The organism is Streptomyces sp. NPDC051636 (genome assembly GCF_044453765.1).
In the GTDB taxonomy this organism is placed as follows: domain Bacteria; phylum Actinomycetota; class Actinomycetes; order Streptomycetales; family Streptomycetaceae; genus Streptomyces.
In genome coordinates this window covers 175,109-190,109 of sequence record NZ_JBITDA010000015.1, presented here as the reverse complement: position 1 = coordinate 190,109, position 15,001 = coordinate 175,109, and the positions used below count along the sequence as shown (strand labels likewise).

At 69.6% G+C, this 15,001-nt stretch carries 12 protein-coding genes, 1 rRNA gene and 1 riboswitch; of the genes, 12 read left to right on the top strand and 1 reads right to left on the bottom strand.

The annotated features are described in order from the left end of the window. The 11 genes from rrf to ACIBBH_RS25540 form a co-directional block, all read left to right on the top strand. Positions 1–95: ribosomal RNA gene (gene rrf, locus ACIBBH_RS25590) — 5S ribosomal RNA — on the top strand; the annotation flags it as partial. Between the two features lie 108 nt (positions 96–203). Then, on the top strand, positions 204–812 hold the full coding sequence (locus ACIBBH_RS25585) for a CDP-alcohol phosphatidyltransferase family protein (RefSeq protein ID WP_399408315.1): 609 nt from the start codon (positions 204–206) through the stop codon (positions 810–812). Between the two features lie 114 nt (positions 813–926). Further along, a complete protein-coding gene (locus tag ACIBBH_RS25580; protein ID WP_399408313.1) occupies positions 927–3,422 on the top strand; it encodes a sugar phosphate nucleotidyltransferase in 2,496 nt (831 codons plus the stop codon). Between the two features lie 167 nt (positions 3,423–3,589). Then, on the top strand, positions 3,590–4,426 hold the full coding sequence (locus tag ACIBBH_RS25575) for a DUF881 domain-containing protein (protein WP_399408311.1): 837 nt from the start codon (positions 3,590–3,592) through the stop codon (positions 4,424–4,426). Next, complete coding sequence (locus ACIBBH_RS25570) at positions 4,423–4,755, top strand: small basic family protein (RefSeq protein WP_003988855.1); 333 nt, start codon at positions 4,423–4,425, stop codon at positions 4,753–4,755. The genes ACIBBH_RS25575 and ACIBBH_RS25570 overlap by 4 nt, the downstream gene beginning before the upstream one ends. A gap of 5 nt (positions 4,756–4,760) precedes the next feature. Then, positions 4,761–5,621: a DUF881 domain-containing protein gene (locus ACIBBH_RS25565; protein ID WP_399408309.1), complete on the top strand. Its 861-nt coding sequence runs from the start codon at positions 4,761–4,763 to the stop codon at positions 5,619–5,621. A 190-nt stretch (positions 5,622–5,811) separates the two neighbouring features. Continuing rightward, complete coding sequence (locus tag ACIBBH_RS25560) at positions 5,812–6,627, top strand: FHA domain-containing protein (RefSeq protein WP_399408307.1); 816 nt, start codon at positions 5,812–5,814, stop codon at positions 6,625–6,627. A gap of 44 nt (positions 6,628–6,671) precedes the next feature. Continuing rightward, entirely contained in the window at positions 6,672–7,409 is a 738-nt protein-coding gene (locus ACIBBH_RS25555; protein WP_399408305.1) for a MerR family transcriptional regulator, read from the top strand. 86 nt (positions 7,410–7,495) lie between these two features. Then, entirely contained in the window at positions 7,496–7,969 is a 474-nt protein-coding gene (locus ACIBBH_RS25550) for a bifunctional nuclease family protein (protein WP_026253112.1), read from the top strand. 241 nt (positions 7,970–8,210) lie between these two features. After that, positions 8,211–8,855 carry a MerR family transcriptional regulator gene (locus ACIBBH_RS25545; RefSeq protein WP_399408304.1) on the top strand — a complete coding sequence of 215 codons (645 nt, stop codon included), beginning with the start codon at positions 8,211–8,213 and terminating at the stop codon, positions 8,853–8,855. A gap of 59 nt (positions 8,856–8,914) precedes the next feature. Further along, positions 8,915–10,303 (top strand): DNA polymerase IV, encoded by a 1,389-nt coding sequence (locus ACIBBH_RS25540; RefSeq protein WP_399408302.1) that lies wholly within the window; start codon positions 8,915–8,917, stop codon positions 10,301–10,303. A 992-nt stretch (positions 10,304–11,295) separates the two neighbouring features. Here the strand turns inward: ACIBBH_RS25540 and ACIBBH_RS25535 are convergent. Next, a complete protein-coding gene (locus ACIBBH_RS25535; RefSeq protein ID WP_399408300.1) occupies positions 11,296–11,679 on the bottom strand; it encodes a PRC-barrel domain-containing protein in 384 nt (127 codons plus the stop codon). 114 nt (positions 11,680–11,793) lie between these two features. Then, positions 11,794–11,889, top strand: a riboswitch (glycine riboswitch). Positions 11,890–12,066: 177 nt separating this feature from the next. Between ACIBBH_RS25535 and gcvP the strand changes: the two genes are divergently transcribed. Next, positions 12,067–14,952 carry an aminomethyl-transferring glycine dehydrogenase gene (gcvP, locus tag ACIBBH_RS25530; RefSeq protein WP_399408298.1) on the top strand — a complete coding sequence of 962 codons (2,886 nt, stop codon included), beginning with the start codon at positions 12,067–12,069 and terminating at the stop codon, positions 14,950–14,952. Positions 14,953–15,001: the final 49 nt, after the last annotated feature.

Here is a 15,001-nt window from a genome sequence, read left to right as displayed (position 1 = left end):
AAACGCCCGGTTACATTCCGAACCCGGAAGCTAAGCCTCACAGCGCCGATGGTACTGCAGGGGGGACCCTGTGGGAGAGTAGGACACCGCCGAACTCCTTTTAGAGCTCTGGCTCTTGGGCAACAGCCCAGGAGCCAGAGCTTTTTTGCGTTGAGGTAAGGTCAGGGAGCATCGTTGGCACGTTTCCCACAGGAGGCCCCCGGGTGGAGGTCCAGGAGACCCGCGTCCAGACGGACCGGGTCCTCACCATCCCGAACATCCTCAGCATGGCGCGGCTCGTCGGCGTACCGCTCTTCCTGTGGCTGATCCTCCGGCCGGAGTTCGGGGGTCCCAAGAGCGATACCTGGGCGCTGCTCGTGCTGGCGCTGAGCGGGATCAGTGACTATCTGGACGGCAAACTCGCGCGGCGCTGGAACCAGATCAGCAGCCTTGGCCGGCTCCTTGATCCGGCCGCCGACCGACTCTACATTCTGTCGACGCTGGTCGGACTGACCTGGCGCGAGATCCTGCCAGTGTGGCTGACAGCCGTACTCGTCGCGCGAGAACTGGTTCTGCTGGTGATGGTGGGGATCCTCAGGCGACACGGCTATCCGCCGCCGCAGGTGAACTTCCTGGGGAAGGCAGCGACCTTCAACCTGATGTACGCCTTCCCCCTGTTGTTGCTCAGTGACGGAACTGGATGGATCTCGTCACTCGCTGCTATTTTCGGATGGGCGTTCGCAGGATGGGGTACAACCCTCTATTGGTGGGCAGGAGTGCTCTACGTGGTTCAAGTCCGCCGTCTGGTTCGTGCGGACCCCATGGCCGATTGAGCTCGGCGATTGTCCGGACGTAGTGCCTCGATGGCCGTTGGCGGAAAAGTGCGGGACAATCGGGACGGGTGAAGTCGGCTAGACCGTCATCTCTTGGAGGAGGACGCTTCCGACATGAAGGCCGTCGTGATGGCCGGTGGTGAAGGCACTCGCCTTCGCCCCATGACCTCGAGCATGCCCAAGCCGCTCCTGCCCGTGGCGAACCGCCCGATCATGGAGCACGTGCTTCGGCTGCTCAAACGGCATGGGCTCACCGAGACCGTCGTTACCGTGCAGTTCCTGGCATCGCTCGTCAAGAACTACTTCGGTGACGGCGAGGAGCTCGGAATGGAGCTCACGTATGCCAACGAGGAGAAGCCACTCGGTACCGCCGGAAGCGTCAAGAACGCCGAAGAGGCGTTGAAGGACGATGCCTTCCTTGTCATCTCCGGCGATGCGCTGACCGACTTCGACCTCACCGAGCTGATCAATTTCCACAAGGAAAAGGGCGCGCTGGTCACCGTCTGCCTGACGCGTGTGCCCAATCCTCTGGAGTTCGGCATCACCATCGTCGACGAGGAAGGCAAGGTCGAGCGTTTCCTCGAGAAGCCGACCTGGGGGCAGGTCTTCTCGGACACCGTGAACACGGGCATCTACGTCATGGAGCCCGAAGTCTTCGACTACGTCGAGCCGGACGTCCCCGTCGACTGGTCCGGCGACGTCTTCCCGCAGCTCATGAAGGAGGGCAAGCCGGTCTACGGCTATGTCGCCGAGGGCTACTGGGAGGACGTCGGCACGCACGAGAGCTACGTGAAGGCGCAGGCCGACGTGCTCGAGGGCAAGGTCGACGTCGACATCGACGGATTCGAGATATCTCCGGGCGTGTGGGTGGCCGAGGGCGCCGAGGTGCATCCCGACGCCGTGCTCCGCGGGCCGCTTTACATCGGCGACTACGCCAAGGTCGAGGCCGGCGCCGAAATCCGTGAGCACACCGTCGTGGGGTCCAACGTCGTCGTCAAGAGCGGCGCGTTCCTGCACAAGGCCGTCGTGCACGACAACGTCTACGTCGGACAGCACAGCAACCTGCGGGGCTGTGTCGTCGGCAAGAACACCGACATCATGCGCGCGGCCCGGATCGAGGACGGCGCGGTCATCGGTGACGAGTGCCTGATCGGCGAAGAATCGATCGTCCAGGGCAATGTCCGGGTCTACCCGTTCAAGACCATCGAGGCCGGTGCGTTCGTCAACACGTCGGTCATCTGGGAGTCCCGGGGACAGGCGCACCTCTTCGGCGCCCGCGGGGTCACCGGGATCCTGAACGTGGAGATCACGCCCGAGCTCGCGGTGCGGCTGGCCGGCGCCTACGCCACCACCCTCAAGAAGGGCTCCACCGTCACCACGGCCCGCGACCACTCCCGCGGTGCCCGTGCGCTCAAGCGGGCGGTCATCTCCGCGCTCCAGGCCAGCGCCATCGACGTACGGGACCTGGAGAACGTACCGCTGCCGGTGGCCCGGCAGCAGACCGCGCGGGGCAGCGCCGGCGGAATCATGATCCGGACGTCGCCGGGTGTTCCCGACTCCGTGGACATCATGTTCTTCGACGGGAACGGGGCGGACCTCTCGCAGGCGAGCCAGCGGAAACTGGACCGGGTGTTCGCGCGCCAGGAGTACCGGCGCGCATTCCCTGGAGAGATCGGTGACCTGCACTTCCCGGCGAGCGTCTTCGACTCGTACACCGGGTCGCTGCTGCGGAACGTCGACACGACCGGGATAGCCGAAGCGGGGCTCAAGGTCGTCGTGGACGCCTCGAACGGCAGTGCCGGACTCGTGCTGCCCAGCCTGCTCGGAAAGCTCGGTGTGGACTCGCTGACGATCAACCCCGGCCTCGATGAGTCCAGGCCGACGGAGACCGCCGACATGCGGCGGTCGGGGCTGGTGCGCCTCGGAGAGATAGTGGCGTCCTCGCGTGCCGCGTTCGGCGTCCGGTTCGACCCCGTGGGCGAGCGGCTGTCGCTCGTCGACGAGAAGGGCCGGATCATCGAGGACGACAGGGCGCTGCTCGTGATGCTGGATCTCGTGGCCGCCGAGCGGCGCAGTGGCCGTGTCGCGCTGCCGGTGACCACCACCAGGATCGCCGAGCAGGTCGCCGCCTATCACGGCACCCAGGTCGAGTGGACCACCACGTCTCCCGACGACCTCACGCGCGTGGGCGGCGAGGAAGGCACCATTTTCGGCGGTGACGGCAAGGGCGGGTTCATCGTCCCCGAGTTCAGCAGCGTCTACGACGGCACGGCGGCCTTCGTACGTCTGATCGGCCTGGTGGCGCGGACGCAGCTCACCCTCAGCCAGATCGACGCACGGATCCCGCGGGCGCACGTCCTCAAGCGGGACCTGGCGACTCCCTGGGCCGTCAAGGGGCTCGTCATGCGGCGGGTCGTCGAGGCCGCCGGAGACCGTTATGTCGACACGACCGACGGCGTGCGGGTCGTGGAGACGGACGGGCGTTGGGTGATGGTGCTGCCCGACCCTGCCGAGGCGGTTACGCACCTGTGGGCGGAAGGGCCGGACGACGCCTCCGCGCAGGCCCTGCTCGACGAGTGGTCCGCGGTCGTGGACAGCGCCGGACGGTAAAACCGGCCGCACGCGCGCGTGCCGGACAAGTGTCCCCAAGGGGGCCTGTCCGGCACGCCGGTGGGGCCGTTCGGAGGTACTGGTCGCGACATGCGACGATGTGCGGCATGCCGCAGCAACCCCCCGTTCGGAGCACACCCTCGCGGCCGGCGCGTCCGGATGCCTCCATGTCGTTGATCACCAATGTCATGGACCACAGCCTCGACGACGGGTACGCCGAGGCCGCCGCCCGGAGGAAGGCCCAGGGGGAGGGCGGTCTGCCGAAGACGCTCCGGGCGAAGCTCGGTCTCGCCGCCGGTCTGGTTCTCGCGGCGCTCGTGGTGACCGTCGGGGCGGCACAGGCGCGCGTGGCGGCGCCCGTGGTCGCCAAGGAGCGACAGGAGCTGATCGACCGCATCGACCGCGAGACCGCGGCGGCGGACAAGCTCGAGGGCGACGTGGACAAGCTGCGTGACGACGTGAGCGCGCGGCAGCGGGCAGCGCTGAAGAAGAGCGGCGGCAGCGGGCAGGCGGACCTGGTCGGCGTGCTGTCGGGCGCCACGGCCGTGCACGGACCGGGCGTCAAGCTCGTCGTGAACGACGCCAAGGAAGCCACCACCGGCGGCGACGGCAACCCGCGCGAGACCTCGGGATTCTCCGACACCGGCCGGGTACGGGACCGGGACATGCAGCGTGTGGTGAACGGGCTGTGGGCCTCGGGCGCCGAGGCCGTCTCCATCAACGGGCAGCGCCTGACCGCCCTGTCGGCGATCAGGGCCGCGGGTGACGCGATACTGGTCGACAACAAGCCGCTGATGCCGCCCTACACGGTGCTGGCGGTGGGGGACGGGGAGAGGTTGAGCACCAGGTTCCAGAACAGCGCCGACGGGCTGTATCTGCACGCCCTGGAAGAGAACTACGGCATCCGGACCGGCATCTCCACGCAGAGCGACGTCCGGCTGCCCGCCGCACCGAGTGTGATCGTACGTACAGCACAGCCGAGCACTGAGAAAGGCACATCGTGATCGCCGTACTGGGCCTCGTCGTGGGAGTCGTGGCCGGCCTGTTGGTCCGGCCTGAGGTTCCGGCGGTCGTCGAGCCTTACCTGCCGATCGCCGTGGTGGCGGCGCTCGACGCCGTCTTCGGCGGTCTGCGGGCCATGCTCGACGGCATCTTCGACGACAAGGTCTTCGTGGTGTCGTTCCTGTCGAACGTGGTCGTGGCCGCGCTGATCGTGTTCCTGGGCGACAAGTTGGGCGTGGGCGCGCAGCTGTCCACCGGCGTCGTGGTGGTCCTCGGCATCCGTATCTTCTCCAACGCCGCGGCGATCCGGCGACACGTGTTCCGGGCGTGACACCGATGAGCAACCACGACGAGCAGCCGGAGAACGGGCTGCGCAAGGAACTGCCCGACGAGGCGCCCACGCCGGCCCCCGAGCCCGAGCAGGCCGCCGAGGAGAAGTCCCGGCAGACCGGGGAGGAGAAGCCCCAGCAGGCACTGACCGGCCGCCAGCGGCTGGTCCAGGGCCTGTGGCCGCCTCGGGTCACCCGGGCCCAACTCATCGTGGCGGTGCTGCTGTTCGGTCTCGGCTTCGGGCTGGCCGTGCAGGTGGCGTCGAACAGCGACAGTGACAGCGCCCTGCGCGGTGCCCGTCAGGAGGATCTCGTCCGTATCCTCGATGAACTCGACGACCGCACCCAGCGTCTTGAGGACGAGAAGCAGGGACTGGAGAAGCAGCGGCAGGAACTGCAGAGCAGCTCCGACCAGGCCGCGGAGGCGCGCAAGCAGACCGCCGAGAAGGAGAAGCAACTCGGTATCCTCGCGGGCACCGAGGCGGCACAGGGTCCGGGCATCACGATCACGATCAACGACACGAAGGGGACGGTCCAGGCGGACATGCTGCTCGACGCGATCCAGGAGTTGCGCGCGGCCGGTGCGGAGGCGATCCAGGTGAACGGTGTACGGGTCGTCGCCGGCACCTACCTCACGGACTCCGGCAAGAGCGTGAGCGTCGACGGGAACAAGATCAACGCCCCCTATCGTTTCAAGGTCATCGGCAAGCCGCAGGACCTCGAGCCGGCCCTCAACATCCCCGGAGGCGTGGTGCAGACTCTTGAGAAGGAGCAGGCCACCGTGACCGTCGAACAGTCGACCAAGATCGTCGTGGACGCCTTGCGACCGGCGAAGCAGCCTGACTACGCTCGGTCGTCCTCCCGGTGAACCGGTGGTGCATGGGGGACGTCCGGCACGGGCATGAGGTTGCGGGGGGTCGGCGCACCGAAGAGGTGGTGCGTGGTGGAAACTGTCTGGTGGTCACGGACGTTGTGAGGGTGTCCGGGTCGGCCGGTGTAGGCATTCAGGGTTCGTCCTGCCCCACGGGCGGGTCTGTTTCGGTCAAGGGGAATCGCCCGTGAAGTTGTTTGCGAAGTTGTTCGGCAAGAGCGCGCGAGAGGGCAGCGGCAACGCGACCGCTCGTCATCGCGCACAGCCTGACGCAGAAGGTCAGCGGCCGCTGTTCCGTGACCAGGTCGCTGGTCCGGGCGGTGACATTTCCGGAGGTCAGGGCGCGGCGTCTGTTGACCCTGCCCAGTCCGGCGACATAGGTTTCGGGCAACCGTCAACCTCAGGTACGGGTGGAGGGTTTACCTCCGGCCCGTACGCGTCCAACGCTCCGGCGGGGCAGGAGGATCCGTCCATGTCGGCCTTGGTGTGTACGAGGTGCGGTAACCGCAACGCGGAGAACGCCCGCTTCTGTTCCAACTGCGGTGCGCCGCTGCGCCCCGGAGCCGTGGCGGAGCGTCCCTCCGAGACGACGTCCACGATCTCCATCTCGGGCCTGGAGGCCTACGACGCCGAGGCGACCGGCCAGACGCCGATGCTCTCCCCGGAGGCGCAGGCGGCCGTCGAGGCGCTGCCGCTGGGCTCGGCGCTGCTGGTGGTGCGCCGCGGTCCGAACTCGGGCAGCCGCTTCCTGCTGGACAGCGAGCTGACCACGGCCGGGCGTCATCCGCAGAGCGACATCTTCCTGGACGACGTGACGGTCTCGCGCCGTCACGTGGAGTTCCGGCGTTTGCCGGACGGCTCGTTCACGGTGGCCGACGTGGGCAGTCTGAACGGCACGTACGTCAACCGTGAGCGGATCGACCAGGTCGCTCTGTCGAACGGTGACGAGGTGCAGATCGGCAAGTACCGGCTGGTCTTCTATTCGAGCCGGCAGGGCATCTGACCCTCCCCCGGACTCCCGTCCGGGGGTACCCCCAGGGAAGGTCCATGCTTCGAACACCGAGCGGCGGTGCCGGGCACGGCATCGCCGCCACGGACAGTGGGCTGATGAGTATCGGCACGGTGCTGAACGTGCTGCGCGAGGAGTTCCCCGAAGTCACGATCTCCAAAATCCGGTTTCTGGAGTCGGAGGGGCTGATCGAGCCGCAGCGGACTCCTTCAGGGTACCGAAAGTTCAGCGCCGGGGATGTGGAGCGCCTCGGTCACGTCCTGAGGATGCAGCGCGACCACTACCTGCCGCTGAAGGTGATCCGGGAACACCTTGACGCCATGGAGCGCGGCGAGGCCGTGCAGTTGCCGGTCGTGGGGCGCCAGCGTGACGGCGAGACCGTCCTGGAGCCCGCAGAGGAGACCGCGGCGGCCCGGATCGGGCGGGCCGAGCTGCTGGTGGCCGCCGGGATCGACGAGAGGGATCTGCAGGAGTGGGAGTCGTACGGGCTCATCGCTCCGCTGGAGGGCGACGTGTACGACGCGGAGGCCGTCACCGTCGCCTCGCTCGTCGCGGAGCTGGGACGGTTCGGGATCGAGCCGCGCCATCTGCGGGTGATGAAGGCCGCGGCCGACCGCGAGGCGGGCCTCGTGGACCAGGTGGTGGCCCCGCTCAAGCGCCACCGCAATCCGCAGACCAGGGCCCATGCCGAGGCCTGTACGAAGGAGCTGGCCGCGCTCACGGTGAAGCTGCACGCGGCCCTGGTGCAGACCGCGCTCGGGGTGCGGCTGCCTTGAGTGGCACTGGTGCCGGGGAGGCCGGATCGGTCACCCGTTCCCGGCCCGACTACCCAAACGTCCCGGGCACGGCCTAGGGTTGCTGTGTGAACGAGCTCGATGTCGTAGGTGTCCGGGTGGAAATGCCCTCCAACCAACCGATCGTGCTCCTGCGTGAAGTGGGCGGCGACCGGTACCTCCCCATCTGGATCGGACCGGGGGAGGCGACGGCGATCGCCTTCGCCCAGCAGGGCATGGCCCCCGCACGACCGCTGACCCACGACCTGTTCAAGGACGTGCTGGAGGCCGTCGGTCAGGAGCTCACCGAAGTGCGCATCACGGATCTGCGTGAGGGCGTCTTCTACGCGGAGCTGGTCTTCGCCAGCGGCGTCGAGGTGAGCGCCCGCCCGTCCGACGCCATAGCGCTGGCCCTGCGCACCGGAACGCCGATCTACGGCAGCGACACGGTGCTCGACGACGCGGGCATCGCGATTCCGGACGAGCAGGAGGACGAGGTGGAGAAGTTCCGCGAGTTCCTCGACCAGATCTCGCCCGAGGACTTCGGCACCAGCAGCCAGTGAGACGGTGGCCGACCGGGGCGGACACGCGGTCCGTGACCGGCCGTCGCGATGGCACGTGCCGGCGGCCAGTGAGAGCGTCTTGCGGTTCCCCGCCAGCGCATTCGGCTAGCCTTTCCCCGCGGTGGGGCACGGGAAACCACTCTTAGGGTGATTATCACTCGGCGTGCCGAGTGTGGCGATCGTTGACGCACCCCTGGTGACTGCCTACCGTCGAGAAGGCAGGTCAAGGACGGAGGTCGGCGTGAGAAGCAGCGGCGACGGTACGGCTGGGGGTGCCCCCGGACGCGGTTTCGGGGAGAGCGGTCCGTACCCGCTTCACCCCAGCGCGGCCGATCACCTCCCGCAGCGACCGACGGCCGTGCCGAGCGGCGGAGGGGCGGCGTCCATGGCGTCCGAGCAGATCGGCTACCGCGGTCCGACGGCCTGCGCGGCCGCCGGCATCACTTACCGGCAGCTCGACTACTGGGCCCGTACCGGCCTGGTCGAGCCGAGCGTGCGGCCTGCCTACGGGTCCGGCACGCAGCGGCTGTACAGCTTCCGGGACGTCGTCGTACTGAAGATCGTCAAGCGCTTTCTGGACACCGGCGTCTCGCTGCAGAACATCCGCACGGCCGTCCAGCACCTCAGGGAACGCGGTTTCCGTGACCTGGAGCGCATGACGCTGATGAGCGACGGCGCCACGGTCTACGAGTGCACCTCCCCGGACGAGGTCCACGCCCTGCTCCAGGGCGGTCAGGGGATCTTCGGGATCGCCGTGGGCGTGGTCTGGCGGGACGTGGAAAGCGCGCTCTCGCAGCTGCACGGGGAGCGCGTCGACACCGGGGAGACCCTCGTCGGGCCCAATCCCGCGGACGAACTGGCGCGGCGGCGCAACCGGGCGGTCTGACCCCCTTCCGCCCTGCCCCGTGCCGGGCATTGTCAGTGGCGTGGTGCAGCATCGGAGATGTGAGAAACGCGCCCACGATCCTGCATCTCGACATGGACGCCTTCTTCGCCTCGGTGGAGCAGGCGTCCAAGCCGAGCCTGCGTGGGAAGGCCGTCGTCGTGGGCGGGCTCGGGCCGCGCGGGGTGGTCGCCACCGCGTCGTACGAGGCACGGGTCTTTGGAGTCCACTCGGCGATGCCCATGGCCCAGGCGCGCCGGCTCGCTCCGAACGCCGCGTATCTCGTGCCGCGCTTCAGCCTGTACCGGTCGATCAGCGAGCAGGTGATGGGGCTGCTGCGGGCGCTGTCCCCGCTCGTGGAGCCGCTGAGCCTGGACGAGGCGTTCGTGGACCTGGAGGCCGGGGGAACGGCCTGGGACGAGGAGTCGGTGCGGTTGACTGGGGCGAAGCTGCGCGCGGACATCCGGGCCGTCACGGGGCTCACGGGATCGGTGGGGCTCGCCGCCTCCAAGATGCTCGCGAAGATCGCCTCCGAGCAGGCGAAGCCCGACGGGCTGGTGGTGATCGAGCCGGGGACCGAGCGGGCGTTGCTCGGTCCCATGCCGGTCCGGACCCTGCCTGGGGTGGGCCCGGCGACCGGGGACCATCTGCGGCGTGCCGGGATCACCACGGTCGACGAGCTCGCGGAGGCGGGCGAGGACGAGCTCGTACGGCTGCTGGGCAAGGCTCACGGGCACGTGCTGTACGCCATGGCGCTGGCGCACGACGAGCGCCCCGTGGTGGCGGAGCGGGAGGCCAAGTCGGTGTCGGTCGAGGACACCTATGACGTGGACATCCATGACCGGGTGCGGGTGGGGCTCGAGGTGCAGCGGCTGGCCGACCGGTGCGTGCGGCGGCTGCGCGAGGCCGGGTTGTCGGGGCGGACCATCGTGCTCAAGGTGCGGCGGTACGACTTCTCCACGCTGACCCGGTCCGAGACGCTCCGTGGGCCCACGGACGATCCGGCGGTGGTGCGGGAGGCGGCGGCCCGGCTGCTGGATTCCGTCGACACGACCGGTGGCGTGCGGCTCCTCGGAGTGGGCGTCTCGGGGCTGGCCGACTACACGCAGGAGGACCTGTTCGCGCAGGCGGCGGGCGAGCTGGCCGAAGCGGAGGCGGAGGAGGCGGTGGCCGCGCCCGTCGAGGAACAGCCCGCGGTGACCGAACGGCGCTGGCCCGCGGGACACGATGTGCGACACACCGAGTTCGGGCACGGCTGGGTACAGGGCAGCGGCCTCGGGCGGGTCACCGTGCGCTTCGAGACACCCGACTCGGAGCCCGGCCGGGTACGGACGTTCCGGGTCGACGACCCGGAGCTGGCACCGGCCGATCCGCTGCCGTTGGTTTCCGGGGGCGGGGAGGAGGGGGCGGGGAGCGCCTGGGGGAGGGTGGATGAATCCTTAGGGGCGTGAGGGCGGCCCTGAGGGAAGGGGCGGGCGGACGCGGGGCAGGTGTGATCTGGCTCGGGGTGGTGTCGAGGGGTGGGGGTGGTGTCGAGGGGTGGGTGGAGCGGGCGGGGCGGTGCGGGGCCGTTCCGCGTCGGCGCGGAACCGCCGGGAAGCGGTGCGGAGGGGTGGGGTGGTGCGGAGCGGTCCGGTGTCGGGCGGGTCGGCCAGGAAGCGGTGCGGAGAAATCTGGCGGCGGTGCAGAGGGACTGGAACGGCACATGGCGCGCAGGGGCGGAAAGGAAAGCGGTGCCGTGGAGCCCAGGGGTGGCCCGGTGGGGGCTGAGGCTGGTGCGGACCTGCGGACCTGCGGACCTGCGGACCTGCGGACCTGCGGACCTGCGGACCTGCGGACCTGCGGACCTGCGGACCTGCGGCGCGTCGGCGCGGAGGGGCATGGAGGGGCGGGCAGAACTCCGGCGGTGGCGCGGAGGGGGCCGATATATGGCCCCCGGCGGTCCCTGCACGCGTGCGGCGCGGTCGGACAAGATCCGGAGGTGGTCTGGTCGGGCTCGGCGGTGATACGGAGTGGTCCCGCGTCGCTGCGGGCGGCTAGGCAGTCGGTGCGGAAAGGGCAGGGCGGTGCGGACAGGCCCGTGGGTGGTGCGAAGGGATCCCGAGGCGGTGCGGAAAGAGCCGGGGTGGTGCGGACGGGCTTCGGGGCCGCTCGGAGGGATCCGGGGCCGGTGCGGAGAGGATCGGGGCCGAGAGGATCGGGGCCGAGAGGATCGGGGCCGAGAGGGACAGACCTGTTGGGGTGGAGACGTCCGGACGGGGTGCGGGCAGGCCCAGAAGCGGTGCGGATGAAGTCAGCGGCACTGCTGATGATGCAGAGGCCGGCGAGGGTCGGTAGCCGTGTGATGCCCGGAGGGCGCCGCCGGGGAGGGGGACCAGTGATCCCGGCGGTAGGGGGTCGGTGCCGGTGGTGGCCCCGTGGCCGCCCTCTGCTGTCTCGCCCGCTACGTCGGGCCCGCCGTCTCGTCCGTGCCCGCCAGGTTGCCGAAGTCGTGGTCCGGGAGCGAGGGTGCCGGGGCCGCGTCGAGGCCGTAGTGGTGGTAGAGCTGGAGTTCCTGTTCGGGAGAGAGATGGCGGCCGACGCCGAAGTCGGGCGCGTCCTTGATGAGGGACCGGTCGAAGGGGACCTGGAGGGCGTCGTCGATCAGCTCGCTGGGCTCCAGCGGGACGAAGGCGTCCCGGGAGAACAGGCCGGTCCGTATGGCCGCCCACTCCGGCTCGCCGGTCGCGTCGTCGAGGTAGACCTCGTCGATGGTGCCGATCTTGTCGCCATTGCGGTCGAACGCCTTGCGGCCGATCAGATGGCGAGGATCGATGTCGGTTCGCACGGTCCCTCCTCTTGGTCGCAACTCATCCGTAAGCACTACAAAAGAGCACATTCACCCAGGCGGCCACTCGAAGGATCGGGCGTTGACCTCGCTGGTACGCTGGCAAGCGGCTGCTGACCCCGTGCGGGAGAGTCCTCCGGACACCATCGGAGGCGCCGAAGGAGCAAATCCTCCCCGGAATCTCTCAGGCCCACGTACCGCACGGACGAGGTCACTCTGGAAAGCAGGGCGGGTGTCTCGACGGCTTCCGCTCTCACCGACGGTGAAAGCCGGGGCCTTCGGGTGACCCGGTGAAGCTCTCAGGTTGAGATGACAGAGGGGGAGGCCGTCGGGGTACCCGCGCCGGGGTGCCCCTCGAAGGTCGCGTCAGACCAGGAGGCCTCCGCAATGACCGCCCACCGCACTCCGCTCTCCGAGCTCGAACAGGGCATCCCCTTCGAGCAGCGCCACATCGGGCCCGACCAGGAGGCGCGGGCCAAGATGCTCGCGCAGGTCGGCTACGGCTCCCTCGACGAGCTGACCGCCGCCGCGGTGCCGGATGTGATCAAGAACGCCGACGCCCTGGACCTGCCGGGTGCCCGTACCGAGGCCGAAGTGATTGCCGAGCTGCGTTCGCTCGCCGATCGCAACCAGGTCCTCGACTCGATGATCGGGCTCGGCTACTACGGGACCTTCACGCCGCCCGTCATCCTGCGCAACGTCATGGAGAACCCGGCCTGGTACACCGCCTATACGCCGTACCAACCGGAGATCTCCCAGGGCCGGCTCGAGGCCCTGCTGAACTTCCAGACCATGGTCGCCGAGCTCACCGGACTGCCGACCTCCGGCGCCTCGCTGCTCGACGAGGGCACGGCCGCGGCCGAGGCGATGGCGCTGTCCCGGCGCATGGGCAGGAACAAGAAGGGCCTGTTCCTGGTCGACGCGGACGCGCTGCCGCAGACCATCGCCGTGATCCGGACCCGCGCCGAACCGACCGGCGTGGAGGTCGTGGTCGCCGACCTCAGCGAGGGCATCCCGGCCGAGGTCGCCGAGCGTGAGATCAACGGCGTGCTGATCCAGTACCCGGGCGCCTCCGGGGCCGTACGCGACATCAAGCCGGTCATCGACCGGGCGCACGAGCTCGGCGCGCTCGTCACCGTCGCCGCCGACCTGCTGGCGCTGACCCTGCTGACCTCGCCGGGTGAGCTCGGCGCGGACATCGCGGTAGGCACGACCCAGCGCTTCGGCGTCCCGATGGGCTTCGGCGGGCCGCACGCCGGCTACATGGCGGTGCACGAGAAGTTCGCGCGCAGCCTGCCCGGACGCCTCGTCGGCGTCTCCGTCGACGCCGACGGGAACAAGGCCTACCGCCTCGCGCTGCAGACCCGCGAGCAGCACATCCGCCGCGAGAAGGCCACCAGCAACATCTGCACCGCGCAGGTGCTGCTCGCCGTCATGGCCGGGATGTACGCCGTCTACCACGGGCCCGAGGGCCTGAAGACCATCGCGCGGCGCACCCACCGGTACGCCACCCTCCTGGCCGAGGGGCTGCGGACGGGCGGTGTCGAGGTCGTCCACGGCGCCTTCTTCGACACGGTCACCGCGCGCGTGCCCGGCAGGGCCGCCGACATCGTGGCCACCGCGCGGGAGAACGGGGTCAACCTGCGGCTCGTCGACGCCGACCACGTCTCGGCCGCCTGCGACGAGACCACGACCCGGGCTCAGCTGGCCGCCGTATGGACGGCGTTCGGTGTCGAGGCCGGCATCGAGGCCCTGGACGCGGCGACCGAGGACGCGCTCCCCGATGCCCTGCTGCGCACCGACGACTACCTCACCCACCCGGTCTTCCACCAGCACCGCTCCGAGACGGCGATGTTGCGCTACCTGCGCAGGCTGGCCGACCGCGACTACGCGCTCGACCGCGGCATGATCCCGCTGGGCTCCTGCACCATGAAGCTCAACGCGACCACGGAGATGGAGCCGGTCACCTGGCCGGAGTTCGGGCAGCTGCACCCCTTCGCGCCCGCCGAGCAGGCGCAGGGCTACCTCACGCTCATCCATGAGCTGGAGGAACGTCTCGCCGAGGTCACCGGCTACGACAAGGTCTCGCTGCAGCCGAACGCCGGCTCCCAGGGCGAGTTCGCCGGTCTGCTCGCCGTACGCGGCTACCACCGGGCGAACGGCGACGACCAGCGCACCGTCTGCCTCATCCCGTCCTCCGCGCACGGCACCAACGCCGCCAGCGCTGTGATGGCCGGCATGAAGGTCGTCGTCGTCAGGACCGCCGAGGACGGCGAGATCGACGTCGAGGACCTGCGGGCGAAGATCGAGCAGTACCGCGACGAGCTGGCGGTGCTGATGATCACGTACCCGTCGACGCACGGCGTGTTCGAGGAGCACGTCGCCGACATCTGCGCCCAGGTCCACGAGGCCGGCGGCCAGGTCTACGTCGACGGCGCCAACCTCAACGCCCTGGTCGGCCTCGCCAGGCCGGGCCACTTCGGCGGTGACGTCTCCCACCTGAACCTGCACAAGACGTTCTGCATCCCGCACGGCGGCGGCGGCCCCGGCGTCGGCCCGGTGGCCGTGCGCGAGCACCTTGCGCCGTACCTGCCGAACCACCCGCTCCGGCCCGAGGCCGGTCCTGAGACGGGTGTGGGGCCGATCTCGGCGGCTCCGTGGGGTTCCGCGGGCATCCTGCCGATCTCGTGGGCGTACGTCCGCCTGATGGGCGGTGAGGGCCTGAAGCGGGCCACGCAGGTGGCCGTGCTCTCCGCCAATTACATCGCCAAGCGCCTCGAGCCGCACTACCCGGTGCTCTACACCGGCCCCGGCGGCCTGGTCGCGCACGAATGCATCATCGACCTGCGCCCGCTGACCAAGGCGACCGGCGTGTCCGTGGACGATGTGGCCAAGCGGCTCATCGACTACGGCTTCCACGCGCCGACGATGTCCTTCCCGGTGGCCGGCACGCTGATGATCGAGCCGACCGAGTCGGAGGACCTGGCCGAGCTGGACCGGTTCTGCGAGGCGATGATCGCGATCCGAGCGGAGATCGAGAAGGTCGGCTCGGGCGAGTGGCCCGCCGAGGACAACCCGCTCCGGGGTGCCCCGCACACCGCCGCCGCTCTGGGCGGCGAGTGGGACCACGCCTACAGCCGCGCGGAGGCCGTGTTCCCGGCCGGGGGCTCGGCCGCCGACAAGTACTGGCCGCCGGTGCGCCGCATCGACCAGGCCTTCGGCGACCGGAACCTGGTCTGCTCCTGCCCGCCGCTGGACGCGTACCAGGACTGATCCCAGCGCCTGCGTGGGCTCCGCCCCGGCCTCCTGTGGCCGGGGCGGA

Coding starts and splice junctions, on each gene's coding strand:
- ACIBBH_RS25580 (WP_399408313.1), top strand. CDS start 927: ATGAAGGCCGTCGTGATGGCCGGTGGTGAAGGCACTCGCCTTCGCCCC.
- ACIBBH_RS25575 (WP_399408311.1), top strand. CDS start 3,590: ATGTCGTTGATCACCAATGTCATGGACCACAGCCTCGACGACGGGTAC.
- ACIBBH_RS25565 (WP_399408309.1), top strand. CDS start 4,761: ATGAGCAACCACGACGAGCAGCCGGAGAACGGGCTGCGCAAGGAACTG.
- ACIBBH_RS25555 (WP_399408305.1), top strand. CDS start 6,672: ATGCTTCGAACACCGAGCGGCGGTGCCGGGCACGGCATCGCCGCCACG.
- gcvP (WP_399408298.1), top strand. CDS start 12,067: ATGACCGCCCACCGCACTCCGCTCTCCGAGCTCGAACAGGGCATCCCC.